We start from the raw sequence: 17731 nt of genomic DNA, 5'->3' as shown, positions 1-17731 counted from the left end.
GCGCCTATGCGGTGAACCAGCCGTCGATCAAGGGGTTGCGGAAGGTGCGGGCGGGGTCGAGCTCGTCGCGCAGCCCGGCGAAGCGCGCCCACTCCGGGTAACGCTCGCCGGGGTCGGCCAACTCGAACAACTTGCCCCAGTGCGCGCGCGGGCGCCACGGGCTCAGCGCCGCCTCGATCTTGCGGAGCACGGCGCGCACGGCCGCGTCGTCCGGGTGCCAGGTGAAGTGGAAGGCCACGCTCGGCCGGTCGTGCACCGGGCTGAGCCACTGGGTGTCGGCGTCGATCGTGCGGACCTCGGAGGTCAGCAGCACGGGCGCGATCTCGGCGGACAGGTCGTTGAGCGCCCGCAGCGCGTCGGCCGCGTGCTCGCGGGCCACGAAGTACTCGGACTGCAGCTCGCGGCCGACGCTCGGGGTGAAGTCGGCGCGGAAGTGCGGCAGCCGTTCGTGCCACGGGCCGGGCACGCCGAGCTGGGTCGTGCAGTGCAGGGCGGGCTGGCCGGGCACGGGGTGCACCGGCCCGGTGGCGGGTGTCGCGCCCGTCCAGCTCAGGTCGTGCCTGGTGTCGGTCGTGCGGTGCTTGGCGAACACGTGGGCCACGCCCTGCCACGTGGTGAAGGCGCTGACGCTGTAGGCGCTGCCGAACACGGCGTCCACGTTCTCGACCAGGGCGTCGAACGGCATGTCCTGGTAGACCCGCTGCTCGACGTCGAAGGTCGGCACGACGTCCAGCTCGACGGCCACCACGACGCCAAGCGAGCCGAACGCCACCACGGCACCGTCGAAACCGACGTCTCCCCTGGTCAGGGTGCGGATGGCGCCGTCGGCCGCGACGAGGTCGAGCGAGCGGACCAGGCTCGCGAGCGACGGGATGTCGTTGCCCGAGCCGTGGGTGGCGGTGGCGCACGCGCCGATGATCGTGATGTGCGGCAACGACGGCATGGCGGGCAGCGCGAGGCCGGCGGCGTGCAGCCGTTCGGCGAGCCGCGCCAGCCGCGTGCCGGCGCCCACCCGCACCGATCCGGCGCGGACCTCGAACACCTCGGGCATCCGGTCGAGGCTGATCAGCGTGCCGTCGGTGTCGGCGATCGTGCTGAACGAGTGCCCCGCGCCGACCACGCGTGCCGACCCGGCCGTCCTGACCACGTCCTGGAGTTCCTCGACGGACGTGGGGTGCGCGGTGCGCGCGGCGGAGAAGGTGAAGTTGCCTGCCCAGTTGGTGCTCACCGGGCAGATTCTGCCCCATCGCCGGTGGCGGGCGGCCCACCTGCGGCTTCCCCGGCAGCCCGCCTCGGTGATCCACGGCCGTGCCGCGAGGAGCCGGGTCGGACGAGACCGCCGGGAGGACACCGGCCCGTCGACCGCTCTTCACCTCGCCCGAGGCGATCGGCACGCGGACCGGGTGGAACGGATCCGCGGTGCTCGCCGTCCCACGCGGGGAGGTGCCGAGATGCTGCGCTACATGACGGTCGCGGGCGCGTTGTGCGCCGGGTGGGCGCCGTTCCGGTCGGGCGGGGTGCCCCGGCCGGAGGCGGACGTGACGGTGATCGGGCTGGCGGTGGGTGTCGTGCTCGCGGCCGCGCTGGCGGTGGGCGGCGGACGCCCGGCCCGGGTGCTCGCGGCGGTGGGGGGTGTCGGGTCGGCCGGCGCGGTGTGGTGGCTCCTGGTGTCGGACCTGCTGATCGGCTTGACCGGCGACGACTTGCCGGTGCTGGCGGTGGGTTCGCTCGCGGTGGCGGTCGGCGCGGTCGGGTTGGCGGGCCGGCGCTCCCAGGCGGTCGGCGGCTCGGTGGGACAGCCGGCGCCGTCCGGCTCGGGGGAAGATCCCGAGCTGTCGATCCGGAGTCCGGCGGAACAGCACGCGCCGGTCGAGGATGCGGCAGAACACCCAACCGGGTCGGCTGAAGACAAGCCGGAACCGCAGGCACGATCGGCCGAGGGTGCGGCGGCGTACGGCGATGACGTCACGCGGCAGGCGGCGGCCGGTGGTTCGTCGACGGGGCGGGCCCGGTCCGATGGGTGGCGGGTGCGGCCCGTTGGCGTTCTCGCGGTGGTGCTGGTTGTGGTCGCGGCGTTCCTGGCGCCGGCCGGGGCCCAGGCGGTGATCGTCCGGTCCGAGACGCGGGACGCTCGCAACTTCCCGCCGGAGCCCGTGGTGGAGCGGCCCGGTGCGCGGCAGTGGGCTTGGCAGCCGCCCACCGACGTGGTGGAGGTCGTGCCGGTCCTGCACGGGGTCGCCGTGGCCACCCGGGACGGGGCCGTGGTGGCGTTGAACGGGAACGACGGGCGGGTGGAATGGCGGTACGCGCGGCCCGGCGCGCCGGTCGGCTCGCTGGTGGCGTCGATGGACCGGCGGACCGTCGTGGTGTCGTTCCGGTCGCTGCACGACACCAGGGCGCAGTCGGTGGTGGTGCTGGACGCGGACACCGGCACGCCCCGGTTCGGGATGGTGGTCCGGTCCGTCCTGGTGGAGACCGGCCAGGTGATGCCCGGCACGCGGATGCTGGTGGTGCGCGATCACGAGGTCATCACCGGCTACGACCTCGGCGACGGCGGGGCGCGGTGGCACTGGTCGCCGCCCGCCGGCTGCACGTCGTGGTTCGGCCAGGTGGCCTGGGGCCGCACGACGGTCCTGGTGCCGGTGGAGTGCGCGGACACGTTGGGTGTCACCGCCTTGGACGAGGTGACCGGTCGGGAACGGTGGCGGCACGAGGTCCGGCGTGGTGACGCGAATGGCGAGCGGCAGGACGTCCGGCTGCGCGCCACGCCGGACGGTGCCGTCGTCCTCTTCCAGACCTTCGGCGCGCGGGCCACGCCGGACGCGGTGCCGAACGGGCTGCTGGACACCGAGACCGGCCGGGTGCTGACCCGGCCGGAGGAACCGTGGACCGTGCGCGCCGACGTCGGCGTCACGCCCTTGGTGGAGCAAGCGGAAGCCGGCCAGGTCACCGGCCTCCTCGCGCTCGACCCGACCACCGGCGCGACCACGCCGCTGTCGGTCGAGGCCTGCCCCCGGCGCACGGCGGACCTCACCACGCGCACCACCTACGTGCGCGCGTGCGAGGACAACGGCCGTGAGCTGACCGTGGTGACGCAGCCGTTGGACGGCTCACCGCCAACGGCCACGCCGGTCCGCCTCGACGGCTCGGGCTCGCGTGGCCGCCGCGACGTCCGGCTCGTCTCCGTGCCCGGCGCGATCGTGGTCACGCGCACGACGTTCGGCGGCACGCCCGCCGCGGTGGTCGGGCTGACGGGCTGACGGGCTGACCACCGTCACGTGAGCCGCGCGCTGATCGCCGACCGGTTGTCGCGTTGACCACGGTCACCGCCCAGACGACCTGCTGCGTCCGCACCTCGCCCACCGCGTGGATCGCCGCGTCGAGGACGGTGTCCGGCACGCGCCCGTCGTGCACCAGGGTCACCGCCACCGTCGCCCGTTCCGGCTCCGTGAACGCCGGGTCGGTCCGCGAGGAGGAGACGTCACGGTCTCCCCCGACGCCGCGAACCCCGGCCCGGCGAACGGATCGAGTCTCATCTCCACCTCTCCGGAGAATCCCGAGAATCGCCATCCCGGCCGCGCGCGGCCGACCGCCGGCCACGGCAACCAGGCCCAGCGCGTCGACCCCCTGCCGGTCGACACGCTGTCGTTCGGCCGCCAGCCGGGTTTGGAAGTGGCGGAGTTCGACACCACGCGGCGGCAGCGGGGTGCAGCTGCGGCCGCTGACCGGCGTTGTCCCTGAGCTGTAGGTGAACTGCTCGTAGCGCGGGGGTGTCGATGAGGCGCGAGTTGGGTTTCGGGGTCCCGGTGGATGGCTAGGTGGCCGCAGGGCGGGAGGGGCGCCGTCGTGCTCGCCGTGTTGTGGGCGTCGTCGGCAGCAGCCTGGGCAGGGTGGACCGTGGAGGTGCACGTCGCCGTGGATGTGGCCGGCTTGGATGATGTTGCCCGTGGCGTTGTCGAGGTGATTGCGGACGTCCGGAGCAGAGGCGGTGTCCGCACTTGGCAGCTCTTTCCGCAGAGCCTCGCCGACAATTTCAAGTACTAGGTCGGCCAAACCCAGGGCCAGTTTCAGCGCGAACGCGACCAAGCCTGTGACCAGGGCAAACGCTGCGCCGATGAGGATTATTCGGGCAGGCTGGAGTTCCACGTCCAAAGCGGACAAAGCTGCTGAAGCTCATTCAGCCAGTCCGTTCCCTGCTCACGCCCGCCATGCCTCCCTCGTGGGAATGGCTTCCTACGAGGTCGGGGCTACCAGTGACGGCTGCTCCGGCACGTCCGCGCTCTTGGTTGGTACCCGCCATAACCACGGAGTGACCTCGCCGGCCACTTCACCGCGACCCGGGACCGGCGCAGCGCGGCGGGCACCAGGTGCCGCAACACCACCCCGGTAGACGACGTCCACGTCACCCGAACTCCCAAGCCGACCTCGGCACCACGCACCGGTCCGACACCAGGGCCTGCGAGAACCGCCGGTCCCGCGCCAACTCCGCCAGATCCGTGCACACCGGCACGCTCAACGGCGCCGTGCACCTCCGCGTCGCCCGCGCGTTGAGCCGCGAAGCCGCCGAGAGCAACGACGACGCCACCGACTGCCCCGTCCCCGACCGGATCCGCCCCGCGAGGGCGTCCACGACACCGCGGGCGCACACCACGCCGCCGAACACGTCCACGATCGCCATCAACGACGGCGGCACGCCGGCGTGCGCCTGCACCACGAAGTCCGTGCCCAACGGCGGTCGCGGGCCCAGGGCGTCACCCCAGCCGGACGCGTGCGCGTACACGATCCCGGGCCGCACCCTGGCGACGTCCCGGGCCCGCAACGACCACGCGGCGGCCTTCCCCGGCCCCCAGTCGTGCAGGAACACGTCCGCGCCCGACGCCAGCTCCAGCAGCTCACGCCGCCCGGCCACGGTGGCGAGGTCCACGGTGACGACCCGTTTGCCGCGGTTCAAGGCGTGGAACCGGGCGGACACGTCACCGGCCATCGGCGGCACGCCCCGCAGCGGGTCGCCGCCCGGCGGCTCGACCCGCACCACGGACGCGCCCAACTGCCACAGCAGGTGCCCGGCCATCGGCCCCTGCACCCGGCGGCACGACTCCAGCACGACCATCCCCGTCAACGGCAGCGAGCCCGGGTGCGGCGACCCGACCGGCCCCGCGCCCGGACCCAACGGCCGCACGACGTACGGCGGCACGTCGTCGACGGCCCGGTGCGCCACCCGCACCAACGTCATCCCGGTCGCCGCGGCGACCCGTTCCAGCCGGACGATCGGCAGCCGCGCGGTCAGCCCGGTCAGCGCCGGCGGCAACGGGCACGTCGCCGTGGAGGACCGCTGGTGGAAGGGCCGCCACGCCGACGCCACCGAGCCGGGGTCCGCGTCCAACGCCGCCCAGAACCGCCGCCACACGGCGGCGTCCAACGCCTCGACCTCGAACGCCACCCCGTCCGCGGACAGGAACGGCGGCCCGCCGACCCCCGTCGGCACCGGGTCCGGCTCGTCGGCGGTGGCCGCGGCCAGGTACTGCGACACCGCCAGCAGCGCCGCCTGCGCGACCGACGTGGACACCGCCTCCAGCGGGACACCGCGCAACCGCGCCACGTCCAGCGCCGACACCCCGATCGCGTCGAGTTCGGCGGCCACGATCGAGGCGTAGTCCAGGCCGAGCGCCGTCGGCCGCCCGAACCGCCTGCCGTGCACGTGCATGATCCCGCACGCCGCCTGCACGTCCAGCTCGCCGCCCAGCGGCAGGTCCACCGGCCCGGACCACGGCGTCGCCGTCAACGTCGACGTCATGCCGACCGCCGGTGCACGGAGCAGACGACGGGCGACGTGGCCGGGAACCGCTCGGCGCCCGCCTCCACCGGCTCGTCCCGCGACCTGTGCGCGACGTGGGCGGCGGACACGCGGCGCCGCGCGTGGTCGAACCCGGAGGTGGTCACGTCCACCGCCCGCTGCCGTGGGTCGCGGCGGTGCCGGCCAGCCGGGTGAGCAGGTCGAGCCTGCGCACCTTGCCGGTGCCGGTGCGCGGCACGTCGTCCCAGGCCAGCACGTGCGGGTCGGCCATCGCCGGCAGGTCGGCCACCGCGTGCCGCCACGCCATCGGGTCCAGCGGCCCGGACGTCACCAGCACCGGGATCGGCGGCCTGCCCGGCGTGCCGAGCACCACGCACTCGACCACCTCGGGCAGCCGGTCCTCGACCAGGTCCTCCACCCGCAGGCAGCTCAGGCCCGGCACGGCGTCCACCTCGCGGTCCAGCAGCCGCACCGCGCCACCGCGGGTCAGCACCCCGAGGTCGCCGGTGTTCCACCACGCCCCGGTGTTCTTGGCGTGCCACCGGTCCTGCTCGCCGACGTACCCGGCGCACCGGGCCGCCGTGCGGGCCAGCACCAGGCCGCTGTGCCCGCGCGGCACGGGCGTGAGCGTCACCGGGTCCACCACGCGCAGCCGGGTCCGGCCGGGCACCGGCCGTCCCAGGTCGCGGGCGTCGGGCGACCGGTCGAGCGCGCGGCGGGTGAAGAAGCGGAACGTCAGCGGGCCCGTCTCGGTCTGGCCCCAGCCCTGCATCCACAGTGGACGCCTGCGCCGGGAGGCGTGCAGCATCGCCCGGATCGCCGGCGGGTGCATGGCGTCGTGGGCGCTGACGAACAGCCGCACGTCGCGGAACGGGTTGTCCGGCCGCGCCGCCAGCGGCTGCCACCGCACGTAGGCCGATGGCAGCGCCTCCACGGTCGTCGGCCGGTGCCGGGCCAGCACCGGTGCGGCCGACTCGGGGTCGCTGAGCACCACGATCTTGCGCGGCGCGAGGCAGAACACGCTGGCCGTCCAGCAGAACGTGCGGCCGTGCGCGTAGCAACCGGCGTTGGCGACCACGTCGTCGCGGCGCACGCCGATCACGGGCCAGCGCACCGCCTCGAACCGGGCCAGCCGGCGCACGATCGTGCGGGTGGTGTGCACGACCAGCTTGGGCACACCGGTCGTGCCCGAGGTGTGGTTGACGACCAGCGGGTCGTCGTCGCGCCTGCGCCGGGGTGCGGGCACCCGCGCGCCGCGCACGTCGTCCAACGTCAACGCGCCCGGCACGGGCGGGCCCAGCGACAGCACCCGCCGCGCCAGTCCGACGGGCGGCACGCGGTCGGTCACCAGCACGGCCGGGTCGAGCCGTTTGAGCAGGATCTCCAGCACGTCGTCGGGGAGGTGGTCGGACAGCAGCGCGGGCACCGCGCCGATCCGCACCGCCGCGCACGCGAGCAGGTCGTAGTCGTAGTGGTTGCGCTTCACCACCGCCACCCGGTCGCCGCGCCGCGCGCCCGCCTCGTACAGCCAGGCGGCGGCCTCGCGGACCAGCCCGGCCAACTGGGGCACGGTGTAGTCGACCCCCGGCCCGTACCCGGTCGGGAGGATGTCGAACGGCCGGTCCAGGTGCACGGTGGTGTGCGTGCCGCGCGCCGCGACCTCGTCGAACAGCGTGCCCATGTCGTGCGGCTTCATGCGGGTTGCCTCCTCGTGCCGGTCCGCGGGGACGCGGCGTGGACCCGTGCGGCGGCACGGCGGCCGGCTCGCACCGCCGCCTCGCCGCACGAGGTCAGGGTCATCCAGTCGCCCGCGCGGTCCATGACCCCGCCGAGGCGGGACGCGAACTCGCCGCGCGGCGCCAGGGCGTGCGGTGTGGCTCCGGGCAGGCCGTGGCGGAACCGGTGGACGACCGATCCGACGGCGACGGCGGCCCCGCCCACCCGGGACGCCTCGGGCCGTTCGGTGTCGAATCGGCCGCGCGACGCCCGCGCGAAGTCCAGCCGTGCCCGCACGGACAGCCCCGCCGCGGTGACGAGGCCCGACAGGTGCGCCAACCCGCGCCGCGCCGGCTCGTGCGCCGCCGCGATCCCCGCGCCACCAGGTTCACCACGACGGGCGTCACCACGGTGACCCGGTGCACGTGGATGCCGATGCGCCGGGCGCGGAGGCCGTCGCCGTCGCCGAACCCGACGCGCAGCTGCCCGGCCCGCAGCAGGACCGTCGGCGGCAGCGCGGGCGTGAACCACCACGGGTTGTCGATCGTGCGGCCGAACCGGCCGCGGTGGCGCAGCGCGCCGAGGGTCTTGGTCGGGAAGGACGACAGCACTCCCCCGGCGCCGAGCAGCCCCGCGTGCGCCCCGTCGTGACGCGTGCCGATCGCCTCGGCGCCGTCCTCGACCAACGGTGAGGTCCGGCCGGCGGGCCACCTCGTCGCCGGGGCGCAGCCCGCACGCCCGCACCAACAACACCAGCGCGTCGGTGCCGCCGTTCACGCCGACGACGTGCGCGGCCCCGGTGCACGAGACCGGCGCCCGGTCCGATTCCAGCACTTTCCGCCCGTGCGAGCACTTGCCGTTGCCGATGACTTCCACAATGTGCCGTCGCATTATCGGCCACAATCCGGAAAATGTCGCCGATTGCGTGAAGAATGGCACGGTCAGCGCACTCACCTCCGCGGTCACCGCTTCCGGAGGTGAGCGTATGGCAGGTCACCGGGCCGGCGACCGACCACCGGCCGGTTCACTCTTCCTGGTCACATCACCCTTGTGGAGTTGACATACCTTCGCGATTGGGACAACGTCGGGGCCACCAATTGAGAGCTGACATCACTCATTCCTGATGCCTTCGAGACCGGACGAGACAAGACGGGGCCCACTAGTGCGCACACTCGTCGTGGGACTGGGCCGAGCCGGTGCGGAACTGCACCTGCCGGTGCTGGCCAGGGCGCGGACCTCGGTCCGACAGCTGTTCGACGACCGACCCATCGTGGCGTGCGACCCGCGGCGGCTGCCCGCGGAACGACCGGGCCTGGCGATGGTCGGCAGCCTCGCCGAGGCCGCCACCCTGCTCGACCCCGGCGACACGGTGGCGCACCTGTGCACACCGCCGGCCGTGCGCGCCGAGGTGATGACCGAGCTCGCCGAACGCGGTTTCCGCAACGTGATCGCGGAGAAGCCGCTGGCCGCCGACACCGACGACCTGGCCAGGGTGATCCGGCTGCGCCGCAAGCACGGCCTGCGGATCGCGGTGGTCGAGCCGTGGCTGACCAGCTCGCTCACCGCGCGGCTGATGGAGCTGATGCGCGGCGGCACGCTCGGCGAGCCGAAGTCGATCTCGATCGTGCAGAACAAGCCGCGCTTCCGCCGGTCGCTGACCAGGCCGAGCCACCTGACCGCGTTCGACGTGGAGCTGCCGCACGGCGTGGCGCTGGCGCTGCGGCTGGCGGGCAGCGCGCGGGTCACGCACGCGGCCGGCTACGACCTGACCGTGGGCGACGTGGTCGTGCCGCGGATGGGCGGCGCCCGGATAGGGCTGCGGCACAACAGCGGCGTGCGCACGGAGATCGGCTCGGACCTCACCTCGCCGGTGCGCGAGCGCCGGATCACGGTGGAGTTCGAGAAGGGCAGCGCGGTCGGCCACTACGCGGTGAGCGACGACGACGACCACGCGCAGCTCACCGTCACGCTCAACGGGCGGCGCGAGCACGAGGTGCTGCGCGACGACTCGCTCACCGAGTGGGTGCTGCGCGCCTACCGGCTGTTCCACGCGGCGGGCGACCAGCACGCGCGGGGGTTCTCGTTCGCCACGGACGTCGTGCAGCTGCTGTCGGTGGCCAAGAACATCTGCGCCGAGCCGGTGATACCCGCGGCGCGTGGCGAGGCCTCACCGGGCCCGGTGGCCGCGCATGTCCGCTGAGCCGGTGCTGGCGGGCATCGCGGACGAGGCCGCGCCGGACCTGGCGGGCCAGTTGGCGGTGCTCGCCGAGCTGGGCTGGTCGCACCTCGAGCTGCGCACCGTGGACGGTCGGGCGGCGGCGGACCTGGACGACGACGAGTTCGCGGTGGTGGCGAAGGAGCTGGCGGCGCGGGAGGTGCGGGTGGTGTGCCTGGCCTCGCGGATCGGCGGGTGGGCCCGGCCGATCAGCACGCCGTTCGAGGACGACCTGGCCGAGCTGGACGTGCTGCTGCGCCGGTGCGCCGCGCTGGGCACCCGGTACGTGCGGATCATGTCCTACCCGAACGCGGGCCTGTCCGAGCGGCGGTGGCGCGACCGGGTGATCACTCGGGTGTCGATGCTGGCCGAGCTCGCCGAGGCGGCGGGGGTCGTGCTGCTGCACGAGAACTGCTCCGGGTGGGCCGGCACGAGCGCGGAGCGCGCGCTGGACCTGCTCGACGCGGTGGACAACCCCGCGTTGCGGCTGCTGTTCGACACCGGCAACGGCGTCGCGCACGGTTACGACGGGTACGCGATGTTGCGCGAGGTGGCCGCGCACGTCGAGCACGTGCACGTGAAGGACGCGTCGGGTGACCGGTTCGTGCTACCCGGTTCGGGTGACGCGCGGGTGGCCGACTGCGTGGAGTTGTTGCGCGCCGGCGGTTATCGGGGCGCGTGGTCGTTGGAGCCGCACGTGTCGCTGCGCCCGCACGAGTCGGGCGCGCTCGCAGCGGACGCGGCGCCCGCGTTCGTGGCGGCCGGTCGGGCGATGGCCGGGCTGGTGCGGTGATCGGACCCTGGGCGGCGAGGGGGGCCGTGCGGTGATCGGCGAGGACCGCGACCTGTTGCTGCGGCTGCTGGCGATGCCGACCGCGGGTCCGCTGGAGACCACCGACCAGGTGTGCTTGTGGGACGCGGTGCACGCGTACTCCGAGGCGGCCGAGTGCTTCGGGATGCGCACCGTGCACCTGGGGCCCGCGCGGGAGGCCGACGTGCTGCGGCACGACGTGCCCTCCGTGGTGCGGGAGGCGATCGCCGAGGACCCCGACTTCCTGGCCCGGCAGCCGAACCTGGTGCTGCGGGTCGGCCAGGCCGAGCCGGTGGTGATGTTCAACGTGCACCTGGACACGGTCGCGCCGTTCGAACCGGCGGGGTTCGACGGCGCCCGGTTCCACGGGCGCGGCGCGATCGACGCGAAGGGGCCCGCGGTGGCGCTGCTGGCCGGTGTCCGCGCCGCGATGACCGATCCGGCGGTGGGGCGGGACGTGAGCGTGCTGATCCAGGCGGTGTCCGGCGAGGAGGGCGGCGCGATGGGCGTGTTCGGCACCCGTCCGCTGGTCGAGGCCGGGTACCGCGGCAGCTTGAACGTGTTCTGCGAGCCGACCGGGATGCGCTACCTGCCCCGGTCGACGGCCGCGATGACGGCGTGCGTGCAGGTGCGCGGCGAGGACGCGATCGGCGACCAGCCGCAGGCCGGCCACAACGCGTCCGTGCTGCTCGGGTTCCTCGCCCAGCACCTGGCGGGCGCGTTGGCCGGACGGGTGCCGGACGGCCGGGTGTGCGTGGCCGGGCTGCACACGGGACGGATGCACGACCGCGTTTACGGCGGCGGCGAACTGCTGCTGAACCTCTCGTACGGCAGCACGGCGTCCGCGCGGGTGCTGGCCGTGGCGCTGGACGCCGCGTTGCGGGAAGGCCTGGCCGAGTTCACCGCCCGCTTCCGGGGCGTGCCGCCGTTCCACCGCACCGCCGTCGACGCGGCCCTGATCACCCGGCTGGTGTGGCGCAAGCGCGGGCTGCCCGCGCTGCCGCCGCAGAACGTGCCGCTGCTGGACGGCATCGTGCCGCGCTGGCCCGCGCACGAGCCCGCGTTCACCTGCGACGCGATCTGGCTGGCCGACGTGCCGGGCGCGCACACCGCCGTCCTCGGCCCCGGCTCGCTGGAGGGCAACCAGGCCCACGCGCGCGGCGAGCACGCCGACGTCGCCGATCTCGACCGGTTCGCCGACGTGGTGCGGGACATCGTCGTGAGGTTCGCGCGGAACGGAGGAGCGGTCTAGTGCCGGTTCGAGGACGTCCCTCATCCGGTCCGGGGTCCGGCGCGAGCACGCCCCGGTCGACGGTGTCGGCACGGCCGAGGACCTGACCGGATCCGCATCGGCCGCGGGCGGCGGGTGAGGTACGAGGACCACGCGAACCCGATCAACTCCGATCAAGGAACGGGAAGCGGGAACATGACCGTCCTGGTGCCCTACCCGACCCTGCTCGACACCGTCACCGGTGTCTTCCGGGCGCGTGGCGTGCCGCCGGACCGGGCGGCGGTCGTGGCCGATCTCGGCGCGTCCGTGCTGGCCGACGCGCGTCGGGCGTTCGGGTCGTGGTCGGCGTCCCAGGCGGCGGAGCCGGCCTCGGCGCGGGCGTCGCGGCACGGGATCGGGATGGTGGCGTTGCGCGGTGCGACGCACATCGGCTGCGCCGGGTACCACGCCGCGCGTGCGGTGGCGCACGGCATGGTCGGGCTGATCGCGTCGAACTGCGGCGGGCAGCGCATCGCGCCCGCGCCGGACGGCCGGGAGCCGTTGCTGGGCACGAACCCGTTGGCGTCGGCCTGCCCGGCGGCCGATCGGCTGCCGTTCGTGCTGGACATGAGCACGACCGTGCCCACGGGCCGGGTGCGGCCGGCGGCACGCCGGTGACCGACCCGGCGGCGTTCGACCGGGGTGACGGGCGGCTGCGCTGGCCGGGTGGGACCCCGGAGACGGGCGCGTACAGGCGCTTCGGGCTGGGCCTGCTGGTGGAGGTGCTGGCGGCGCTGGTGCCGGGTGCGGCGACGGGGCCGCTGTCGTCGGTGTCGCGGGATGACGACATCGGGGGTGATGGCGCTGGTGGTCGCGCCGTCGGCGCTGCGGCCGGGGTTCTGGGAGGACGCGGCGGCGTTGTTCGGCGCGGTGGCGGGCGCCAAGCCGGTCGACCCGCGCAAGCCGGTGAGCTACCCGAGCCGGCACGAGAGGGAACGCGCGCGGTGGCGGCGGGTGCACGGCGTCCCGGTGCCGGTCGAGCTGTACGAGGAGTTGCGCTCGATCGCGCCCGCCCTGCGGGCCGCGGGATGACCGGGTCGGGGATCACCCGGCCACGAGCGACGGCGTCCGGGCCGAACGGATGAAGGGCACCGGAGTGGCGTCGCCGTGCGGTCCACAATGGACCTGCGAAGAGTAACCGGAACACCATCCAGGGGACGGCGGGCTTCGACACAGGCGGGAGACGAGCGGCAGAACTCCTACCCATGCGGCGGGAATGGCGAACAGGCCGGCGGGTATCGCCGGTGACTTGTTGACGGCGTCGTTCGACCAGAATCCGGCCGCTTCCGACGGGTGTTCCGCGTCCGAAGCGGAACGGGAGACCGCGCGGTGGTTGGCGTCGATGTTCGGGCTCGGCCACGTCCGCACCGGGCTTTCGTCACCGGAGCGACGATGTCGAACGCTGCCTGGGCAGGCAACGGCCGGGTGAGCAGCCGGGTGTCGGTGGCCGAGTCGAGCGTCGCCGCGCTGGGGCCTGTCAGGGTGCACCTCAGCCTGCCGACCGGTAAGCCGGACTTCGCCCGCCTCACCCCGGCGGACTCCCGCCGCCTGCGCGCCCTCGCGACGTGGTTCACCCACACCGCCTACGGACAGGACGGCCACCGCCCGATCGTCGACGCCCGACCGTGCCGCCGAAGTCGCCCGCCGCATCCCGGCGAGCAGCGAAACCTCCTTCCTCACCGTCTACAACGGACCGCCGGCATACACGGACTGCCCGCGCGACCACAGCGGACGTCCACGGCGGGCGGCCGGTCCGCACCCGCATCGCCGCCCTCCTGGACACCCGGCACCGGGCGAACTCGCCACCGCCCCTGAGAGGCACATCACCGCCGCCGAGCCTTGGGCCTCACCCAGGCGCCCGAAGGTTTCGGACAAGACTCTTGCGCCACGTGCTCAGGCGTGTCATGCGAGAGATCAGCAACGCTTGGCGGGCAGCCTGCGCCTGAGCAGACAGCACAAGTCGACCGATGCGGGGTTCGTGGCGGTGCCGCGAGGATGCACGTCCCCGGCCCGCTGGTCGCGGTTCGCGCCACCAGGTTGCCCACGCGTTCCGGTGCCTGCCCGCCAGTCCGGCTACGTCGTCGCCTGATCCGGCGTCCGGCCCGTCAGGACAACGTCGGCAGCACGTCGGCGGCCACGGTCTCCAGGATCGCCTCGTCACCGGCGAACGGGCCGTCCGCTCTCGGCCACGGCGCCAGCACGTCGGTGAAGCCCAGCTCGTCCGCCCGGCCCAGGAAGTCCCGGTAGCACTCGACGCTCGACAGCGAGAACACCGGCGCGGCGTCGGTCTGCAGGAACCGGCGGACCGACGCCCGGTCGCGGGCCTCGGCTGCCAGCGCCTCGTCGAACCGCGCTGACAGCTCGGCCAACGACTTCCACCACGAGTCCAGCGAATCCCGCGCCGAACCCAAGGTCACCCACCCCTGGCCGTGCTTCGCGGCCAAGGCCTGCCCTCTCGGCCCGTCCGCGGCCAGGATGAACGGTGTGCGTGGCCGTTGCACGCAGCCGGGCGCGTTCCGGGCGTCCACGGCCGTGTAGTACTCACCGGAGTAGTCGACCCGATCCTTGGTCAGCAAGGCGTCCAACAGCTCGACGAACTCCTCGTACCGACGCGCCGGGCTCGCGGCCTTGGTCGCACCGCCGAACACCTCGACGTCGTAGCCACCCGCCCCGCCCGCGCCGATGCCCACCGAGATCCTGCCGTCCGACAGGTCGTCCAACGCCAGCACGTCCCGCGCGAACGGCACCGGGTGCCGGAAGTTCGGCGACGCGACCATGAGCCCCAGCTCGATCCGCGACGTCGCCAACGCCGCCGCGCTCAACGTGGGCACCGAGCCGAACCACGTGTGGCCGACCAGCGGACCCCAGCCCAAGTGGTCGAACGTCCACGCGTGAGCGAACCCGTACGCCTCCGCCGCCAACCACCGCGGCTTCGCCTCGGCCCAGCGGTACTCCGGCAGGATCGTGATCCCGGCACGCATGACTCCCCCTCTGATTGAACAAGCGATGCGTTCATTCGAACAGAGGAGGCGTGAGCGGTCAACACCGGATCGGGTGATCTGCTGTCCGCCGACGCGCGAACGCCCGGTCCCGACCCTCGACCGGGGAGTCCGGACCGGGCGTGTCGAGCGCGGACCTAGCCCCAGATCGACGCCGCCCACTCCGGGTGGTCGACGAACGGGTTGCGGTTGCGCTGGTAGCTGTCGTAGATCACCTGGTTGCGACGCTTCTCGAACGCGTCCGGCGGGTCTTGCGCGTTCCACCGCAGCAACACCGACAACCTGCCGTGGTACGGCGCGGTGCCGTTGTTGACGTTGTCGTTCATCTCCAGGTTCGGGTAGCCGTCACCGCCCTCGTACCGCACCGCCATGTAGAACAGCATCCGCGCGACGTCGCCCTTCACCGCGTTGCGCGGCTCCCACGAGTCGGCGTCGGTGTAGTTGCCGGGAGCCTCGCCGACCGACGAACCGCCCAGGTCGAAGTCCTTGTTGCCCCGCTCGGCGTTCACCGACACGTCCGTCGGCCGCAGGTGGTGGATGTCGGTGCCCGGACCGGTCGCAGTGCCGAAGTCGCCGTGGGACTTGGCCCAGACGTGCTCGCGGTTCCAGTCGTCGGGGTCACCGCCGTTGGTGGTCTTGCTCTGCGAACGCCCGGTGTAGAGCAGGATCACGTTGGCGCTGTTGTTCGGGTCCTGGTCGGTGACCTTCAACGCCTCCCACACCTGGTCGTACGACAGCTTGGTGTTGGTCCGGACGATCCCGTTCAGGGCCGTCTTCAACGACGCGCCGGTCTTGCCGAGCGCGTTGCGGTAGTAAGTGTCGTCGTAGCCGCCGCCGGGAGTCGTCGTGGACGTGGAGGTGGGCCGGGTCGTGGTGGACGTCGGCGTGGTGCCGGCGTTGGCGAACGCGGTCGGCGAGGTGAGGCCCGCGTGCGAGAAGTACGCGTTCAACGGACCGGTGACGTCGATCCGCGCGCCGAGCAGGCCGGGGTTGGTCCGCAGGCCCCACTGGGCCCGGAACGCCGACGTGATCTGCACGTACAGCATCTGGCTCGTGCTGGTCTGGGTCGGCGAGTCGGCCAGCGCCAACGCGTAGTCGGACGGGAAGCCGGACCGCACAACGGTGTTGGTGGCGGTGGGCTGCCCGACGACGTAGCCGCGCACGGTCGCGGACGCGCCGCCCTGCCGGCCGGTGGCCTCGGCGACGGTGATCGGCGTGGCGCCGGCGGCAGCGGTGGGGATCAGCAGGGCCGCTGCGACGGCGACAACGGAAACGACAACGGAAACGGGATTCAGCAGGGGTCGTAGTCGCACGATGGGGTGTCTCCTCCCAAGCGCGGCGCAGGGTGGCCGCACGCAGGCAGGATCGCACGAAAGATCACACGTCCGAGTGAATGATCACGGAACATTCGTCAGGAGATCTGGTTCTTTTTTAGTCAACACTGAAGCTATTAAGGGCACTTAGGCGTCGTACCCGGTGGTGGCACGCGTGATCAGCTTTGCGTCGGTCTCACCGAGCCGCCCGGTCAACACCGACAGCACGTCCGCGATCTTGCGCTCTTCGTACGTGAAGTGCGTTTCCATCAAGGCGGCCACGCCGGCCAGCTCGCGCTGCAGCACATCAGGCTCGACGTCGCCCAACTCACCCAGCGCGGCCAAGGCGTCCGACACGATCCGGTGGTCGCGGCCCAGCTCGTCGAGCACCGGCCGCAACTCGGGGTGCTCGCGGGCCAGCACGGGGAACACGCCGTCGTCCTCGGCGGTGTGGTGCCGCTCCAGGGCGGCGCAGAACGACAGGCAGTGCGACCACAGGTCGGTGACGCGCGCGCCGGCCGCCAAGCCCTCGCTCAACGCCTCCAGGCGTTCGCGCAGCGCGATGTGCGCCTGCACGAGCTGGTTCCCGAACGCCTCCAAGCGCGACGACGGTTCGATGACGTGCTCACCTCCGGACCCCGGTTCGCGGACACCGGGACCACCAGTCCCCGAGAACACGCCGCCGTCTCCGGCACCCGCAGTTCGATCTTCTCACGGTCGCCGGCGTCCCGACCGCGGGGAGGCTTCGGGCCGCGTGTCAGCTCGCCGTCGACACCGGCTCCCGGCTCCGCGCCCATTCGGCCAGTCGCGGCGCGAGGAGCCGGTACACCTCGGGGTCGAGGCCCATGCCGGTGTGCGTGCTGGTCACCTCGATGCAGTCCGCGCACGGGTCGGCGCACAGCTCCCACGGCGCGATGAGGTCGTTGCGGGAGAACACCGCGATGGCGGGCACCTTCAAGGGCTGCGCCATCGCGGTGGAATTGGTGTCGTAGCACGCGCCCGCGAAGCACTCCTCGTTCAGCAGGCCCGGAACGCCCGCATTCGACAGCCGTGCCATGGTCCGCGCCACCCGCATCACGCTGGGGTGCGCGCCGAGCTGGTCCAGCACCGGGCTGGCGAGCATGACCAGACCGCGCACGAGCTCGGGCCTGCGCACCGACACCAGCCTGGCCAGGCCACCGCCGCGGCTCTGCCCGAGCAGCACCACCCGCCCACCGGTCGCCTCGACGTGCTTCTCCAGCCTGCGTTCCAACCGGTCGACCAACTCCGACGTGCAGCCGACGTTCATCCCGATCCGCGCTCCGATCGGCGCGTAACCCCGCTTGCGCAGCCACGTCCTGGCCAGTCGCAGGCTCCAGTCGCCGAAGCCGAAGCCCGGCACCAGCACCACGCCGAGCCCGCGTCCCTCGTCCCGGTCGACGGCGCGCCACGCCGGATGGGCCAACAGGCGCGGGATGCCGAGCAACGCCACCAGCACCTGTTCGCCGGCCACCGCCCGAGGCACCTCCACCGCGCCCATCCGACCTCCCTGCGTCGCCGGGCCACTGGGATTCCCCGATCCGGAGCGATCCATTCCTTCCGTTTGTCAGCGGGAAGGACGGGAACAACAGTCC

At 73.3% G+C, this 17731-nt stretch carries 16 protein-coding genes and 3 pseudogenes; 8 read left to right on the top strand and 11 right to left on the bottom strand.

Going from position 1 to position 17731, the window contains the following annotated elements:
* Nucleotides 1–4 precede the first annotated feature (4 nt).
* On the bottom strand, nt 5–1228 hold the full coding sequence (locus tag AB0H12_RS30065) for an FAD-binding protein (protein WP_499627398.1): 1224 nt from the start codon (nt 1226–1228) through the stop codon (nt 5–7).
* A 223-nt stretch (nt 1229–1451) separates the two neighbouring features.
* Here AB0H12_RS30065 and AB0H12_RS30060 point away from each other — a divergent pair, with 223 nt between their 5' ends.
* The gene (locus AB0H12_RS30060) at nt 1452–3260 is read left to right on the top strand and encodes an outer membrane protein assembly factor BamB family protein (RefSeq protein WP_499627396.1); all 1809 of its coding nucleotides are present in this window, start codon (nt 1452–1454) and stop codon (nt 3258–3260) included.
* 586 nt (nt 3261–3846) lie between these two features.
* Nucleotides 3847–4044: a hypothetical protein gene (locus tag AB0H12_RS30055; RefSeq protein WP_499627394.1), complete on the top strand. Its 198-nt coding sequence runs from the start codon at nt 3847–3849 to the stop codon at nt 4042–4044.
* A gap of 358 nt (nt 4045–4402) precedes the next feature.
* Here the strand turns inward: AB0H12_RS30055 and AB0H12_RS30050 are convergent, their stop codons facing one another.
* The 4 genes from AB0H12_RS30050 to AB0H12_RS30035 are packed head-to-tail and all read right to left on the bottom strand — an operon-like array spanning nt 4403 to nt 7849.
* Complete coding sequence (locus AB0H12_RS30050; protein WP_499627392.1) at nt 4403–5794, bottom strand: CoA transferase; 1392 nt, start codon at nt 5792–5794, stop codon at nt 4403–4405.
* Nucleotides 5791–5940 (bottom strand): hypothetical protein, encoded by a 150-nt coding sequence (locus AB0H12_RS30045; protein ID WP_499627391.1) that lies wholly within the window; start codon nt 5938–5940, stop codon nt 5791–5793. Before AB0H12_RS30045 ends, AB0H12_RS30050 begins: the two co-directional genes overlap by 4 nt.
* Nucleotides 5937–7490 (bottom strand): class I adenylate-forming enzyme family protein, encoded by a 1554-nt coding sequence (locus tag AB0H12_RS30040; RefSeq protein ID WP_499627389.1) that lies wholly within the window; start codon nt 7488–7490, stop codon nt 5937–5939. Before AB0H12_RS30040 ends, AB0H12_RS30045 begins: the two co-directional genes overlap by 4 nt.
* A complete protein-coding gene (locus tag AB0H12_RS30035; RefSeq protein ID WP_499627466.1) occupies nt 7487–7849 on the bottom strand; it encodes a hypothetical protein in 363 nt (120 codons plus the stop codon). Before AB0H12_RS30035 ends, AB0H12_RS30040 begins: the two co-directional genes overlap by 4 nt.
* 80 nt (nt 7850–7929) lie before the next feature.
* Between AB0H12_RS30035 and AB0H12_RS30030 the strand changes: the two genes are divergently transcribed.
* Entirely contained in the window at nt 7930–8202 is a 273-nt protein-coding gene (locus AB0H12_RS30030) for a hypothetical protein (protein WP_499627464.1), read from the top strand.
* Between the two features lie 76 nt (nt 8203–8278).
* On the opposite strand, the pseudogene AB0H12_RS30025 reads toward AB0H12_RS30030, so the two are convergent.
* Nucleotides 8279–8401 (bottom strand): annotated as a pseudogene (locus AB0H12_RS30025) (DegT/DnrJ/EryC1/StrS family aminotransferase); the annotation flags it as partial.
* 286 nt (nt 8402–8687) lie between these two features.
* Between AB0H12_RS30025 and AB0H12_RS30020 the strand changes: the two are divergent.
* From AB0H12_RS30020 to AB0H12_RS30000, 5 genes are all read left to right on the top strand, one after another.
* Entirely contained in the window at nt 8688–9710 is a 1023-nt protein-coding gene (locus AB0H12_RS30020; protein WP_499627387.1) for a Gfo/Idh/MocA family protein, read from the top strand.
* Nucleotides 9700–10518 (top strand): sugar phosphate isomerase/epimerase family protein, encoded by an 819-nt coding sequence (locus AB0H12_RS30015; RefSeq protein WP_499627385.1) that lies wholly within the window; start codon nt 9700–9702, stop codon nt 10516–10518. The genes AB0H12_RS30020 and AB0H12_RS30015 overlap by 11 nt, the downstream gene beginning before the upstream one ends.
* A 31-nt stretch (nt 10519–10549) precedes the next feature.
* Complete coding sequence (locus tag AB0H12_RS30010) at nt 10550–11788, top strand: M20/M25/M40 family metallo-hydrolase (RefSeq protein ID WP_499627383.1); 1239 nt, start codon at nt 10550–10552, stop codon at nt 11786–11788.
* Nucleotides 11789–11962: 174 nt separating this feature from the next.
* Nucleotides 11963–12424: an Ldh family oxidoreductase gene (locus AB0H12_RS30005; protein ID WP_499627381.1), complete on the top strand. Its 462-nt coding sequence runs from the start codon at nt 11963–11965 to the stop codon at nt 12422–12424.
* A gap of 162 nt (nt 12425–12586) precedes the next feature.
* Nucleotides 12587–12838, top strand: a complete 252-nt coding sequence (locus AB0H12_RS30000) for a hypothetical protein (RefSeq protein ID WP_499627380.1) — start codon at nt 12587–12589, stop codon at nt 12836–12838.
* Between the two features lie 1073 nt (nt 12839–13911).
* On the opposite strand, the gene AB0H12_RS29995 is transcribed toward AB0H12_RS30000, so the two are convergent.
* From AB0H12_RS29995 to AB0H12_RS29975, 5 genes and pseudogenes are all read right to left on the bottom strand, one after another.
* Nucleotides 13912–14787, bottom strand: coding sequence for an LLM class flavin-dependent oxidoreductase (locus tag AB0H12_RS29995; RefSeq protein WP_499627377.1), 876 nt, complete (start codon nt 14785–14787; stop codon nt 13912–13914).
* Nucleotides 14788–14942: 155 nt separating this feature from the next.
* Nucleotides 14943–15626: pseudogene (locus AB0H12_RS29990) on the bottom strand (endonuclease I family protein); the annotation flags it as partial.
* A 93-nt stretch (nt 15627–15719) separates the two neighbouring features.
* Nucleotides 15720–16118, bottom strand: a pseudogene (locus AB0H12_RS29985) (DUF6359 domain-containing protein); the annotation flags it as partial.
* A gap of 147 nt (nt 16119–16265) precedes the next feature.
* Nucleotides 16266–16718 (bottom strand): hemerythrin domain-containing protein, encoded by a 453-nt coding sequence (locus AB0H12_RS29980; RefSeq protein ID WP_499627375.1) that lies wholly within the window; start codon nt 16716–16718, stop codon nt 16266–16268.
* A gap of 157 nt (nt 16719–16875) precedes the next feature.
* A complete protein-coding gene (locus AB0H12_RS29975; protein ID WP_499627374.1) occupies nt 16876–17637 on the bottom strand; it encodes an alpha/beta fold hydrolase in 762 nt (253 codons plus the stop codon).
* Nucleotides 17638–17731 lie beyond the last annotated feature (94 nt).

This window comes from Actinosynnema sp. NPDC023794, assembly GCF_040639675.1.
Classification (GTDB): domain Bacteria; phylum Actinomycetota; class Actinomycetes; order Mycobacteriales; family Pseudonocardiaceae; genus Actinosynnema; species Actinosynnema luteola.
The sequence above is the reverse complement of the archived record's forward strand: the minus strand, read 5'-3'. Positions and strand labels throughout refer to the sequence as shown.

Coding starts and splice junctions, on each gene's coding strand:
- AB0H12_RS30060 (WP_499627396.1), top strand. CDS start 1,452: ATGCTGCGCTACATGACGGTCGCGGGCGCGTTGTGCGCCGGGTGGGCG.
- AB0H12_RS30050 (WP_499627392.1), bottom strand. CDS start 5,794: ATGACGTCGACGTTGACGGCGACGCCGTGGTCCGGGCCGGTGGACCTG.
- AB0H12_RS30040 (WP_499627389.1), bottom strand. CDS start 7,490: ATGAAGCCGCACGACATGGGCACGCTGTTCGACGAGGTCGCGGCGCGC.
- AB0H12_RS30015 (WP_499627385.1), top strand. CDS start 9,700: ATGTCCGCTGAGCCGGTGCTGGCGGGCATCGCGGACGAGGCCGCGCCG.
- AB0H12_RS30005 (WP_499627381.1), top strand. CDS start 11,963: ATGACCGTCCTGGTGCCCTACCCGACCCTGCTCGACACCGTCACCGGT.
- AB0H12_RS30000 (WP_499627380.1), top strand. CDS start 12,587: ATGACGACATCGGGGGTGATGGCGCTGGTGGTCGCGCCGTCGGCGCTG.
- AB0H12_RS29995 (WP_499627377.1), bottom strand. CDS start 14,787: ATGCGTGCCGGGATCACGATCCTGCCGGAGTACCGCTGGGCCGAGGCG.
- AB0H12_RS29975 (WP_499627374.1), bottom strand. CDS start 17,637: ATGGGCGCGGTGGAGGTGCCTCGGGCGGTGGCCGGCGAACAGGTGCTG.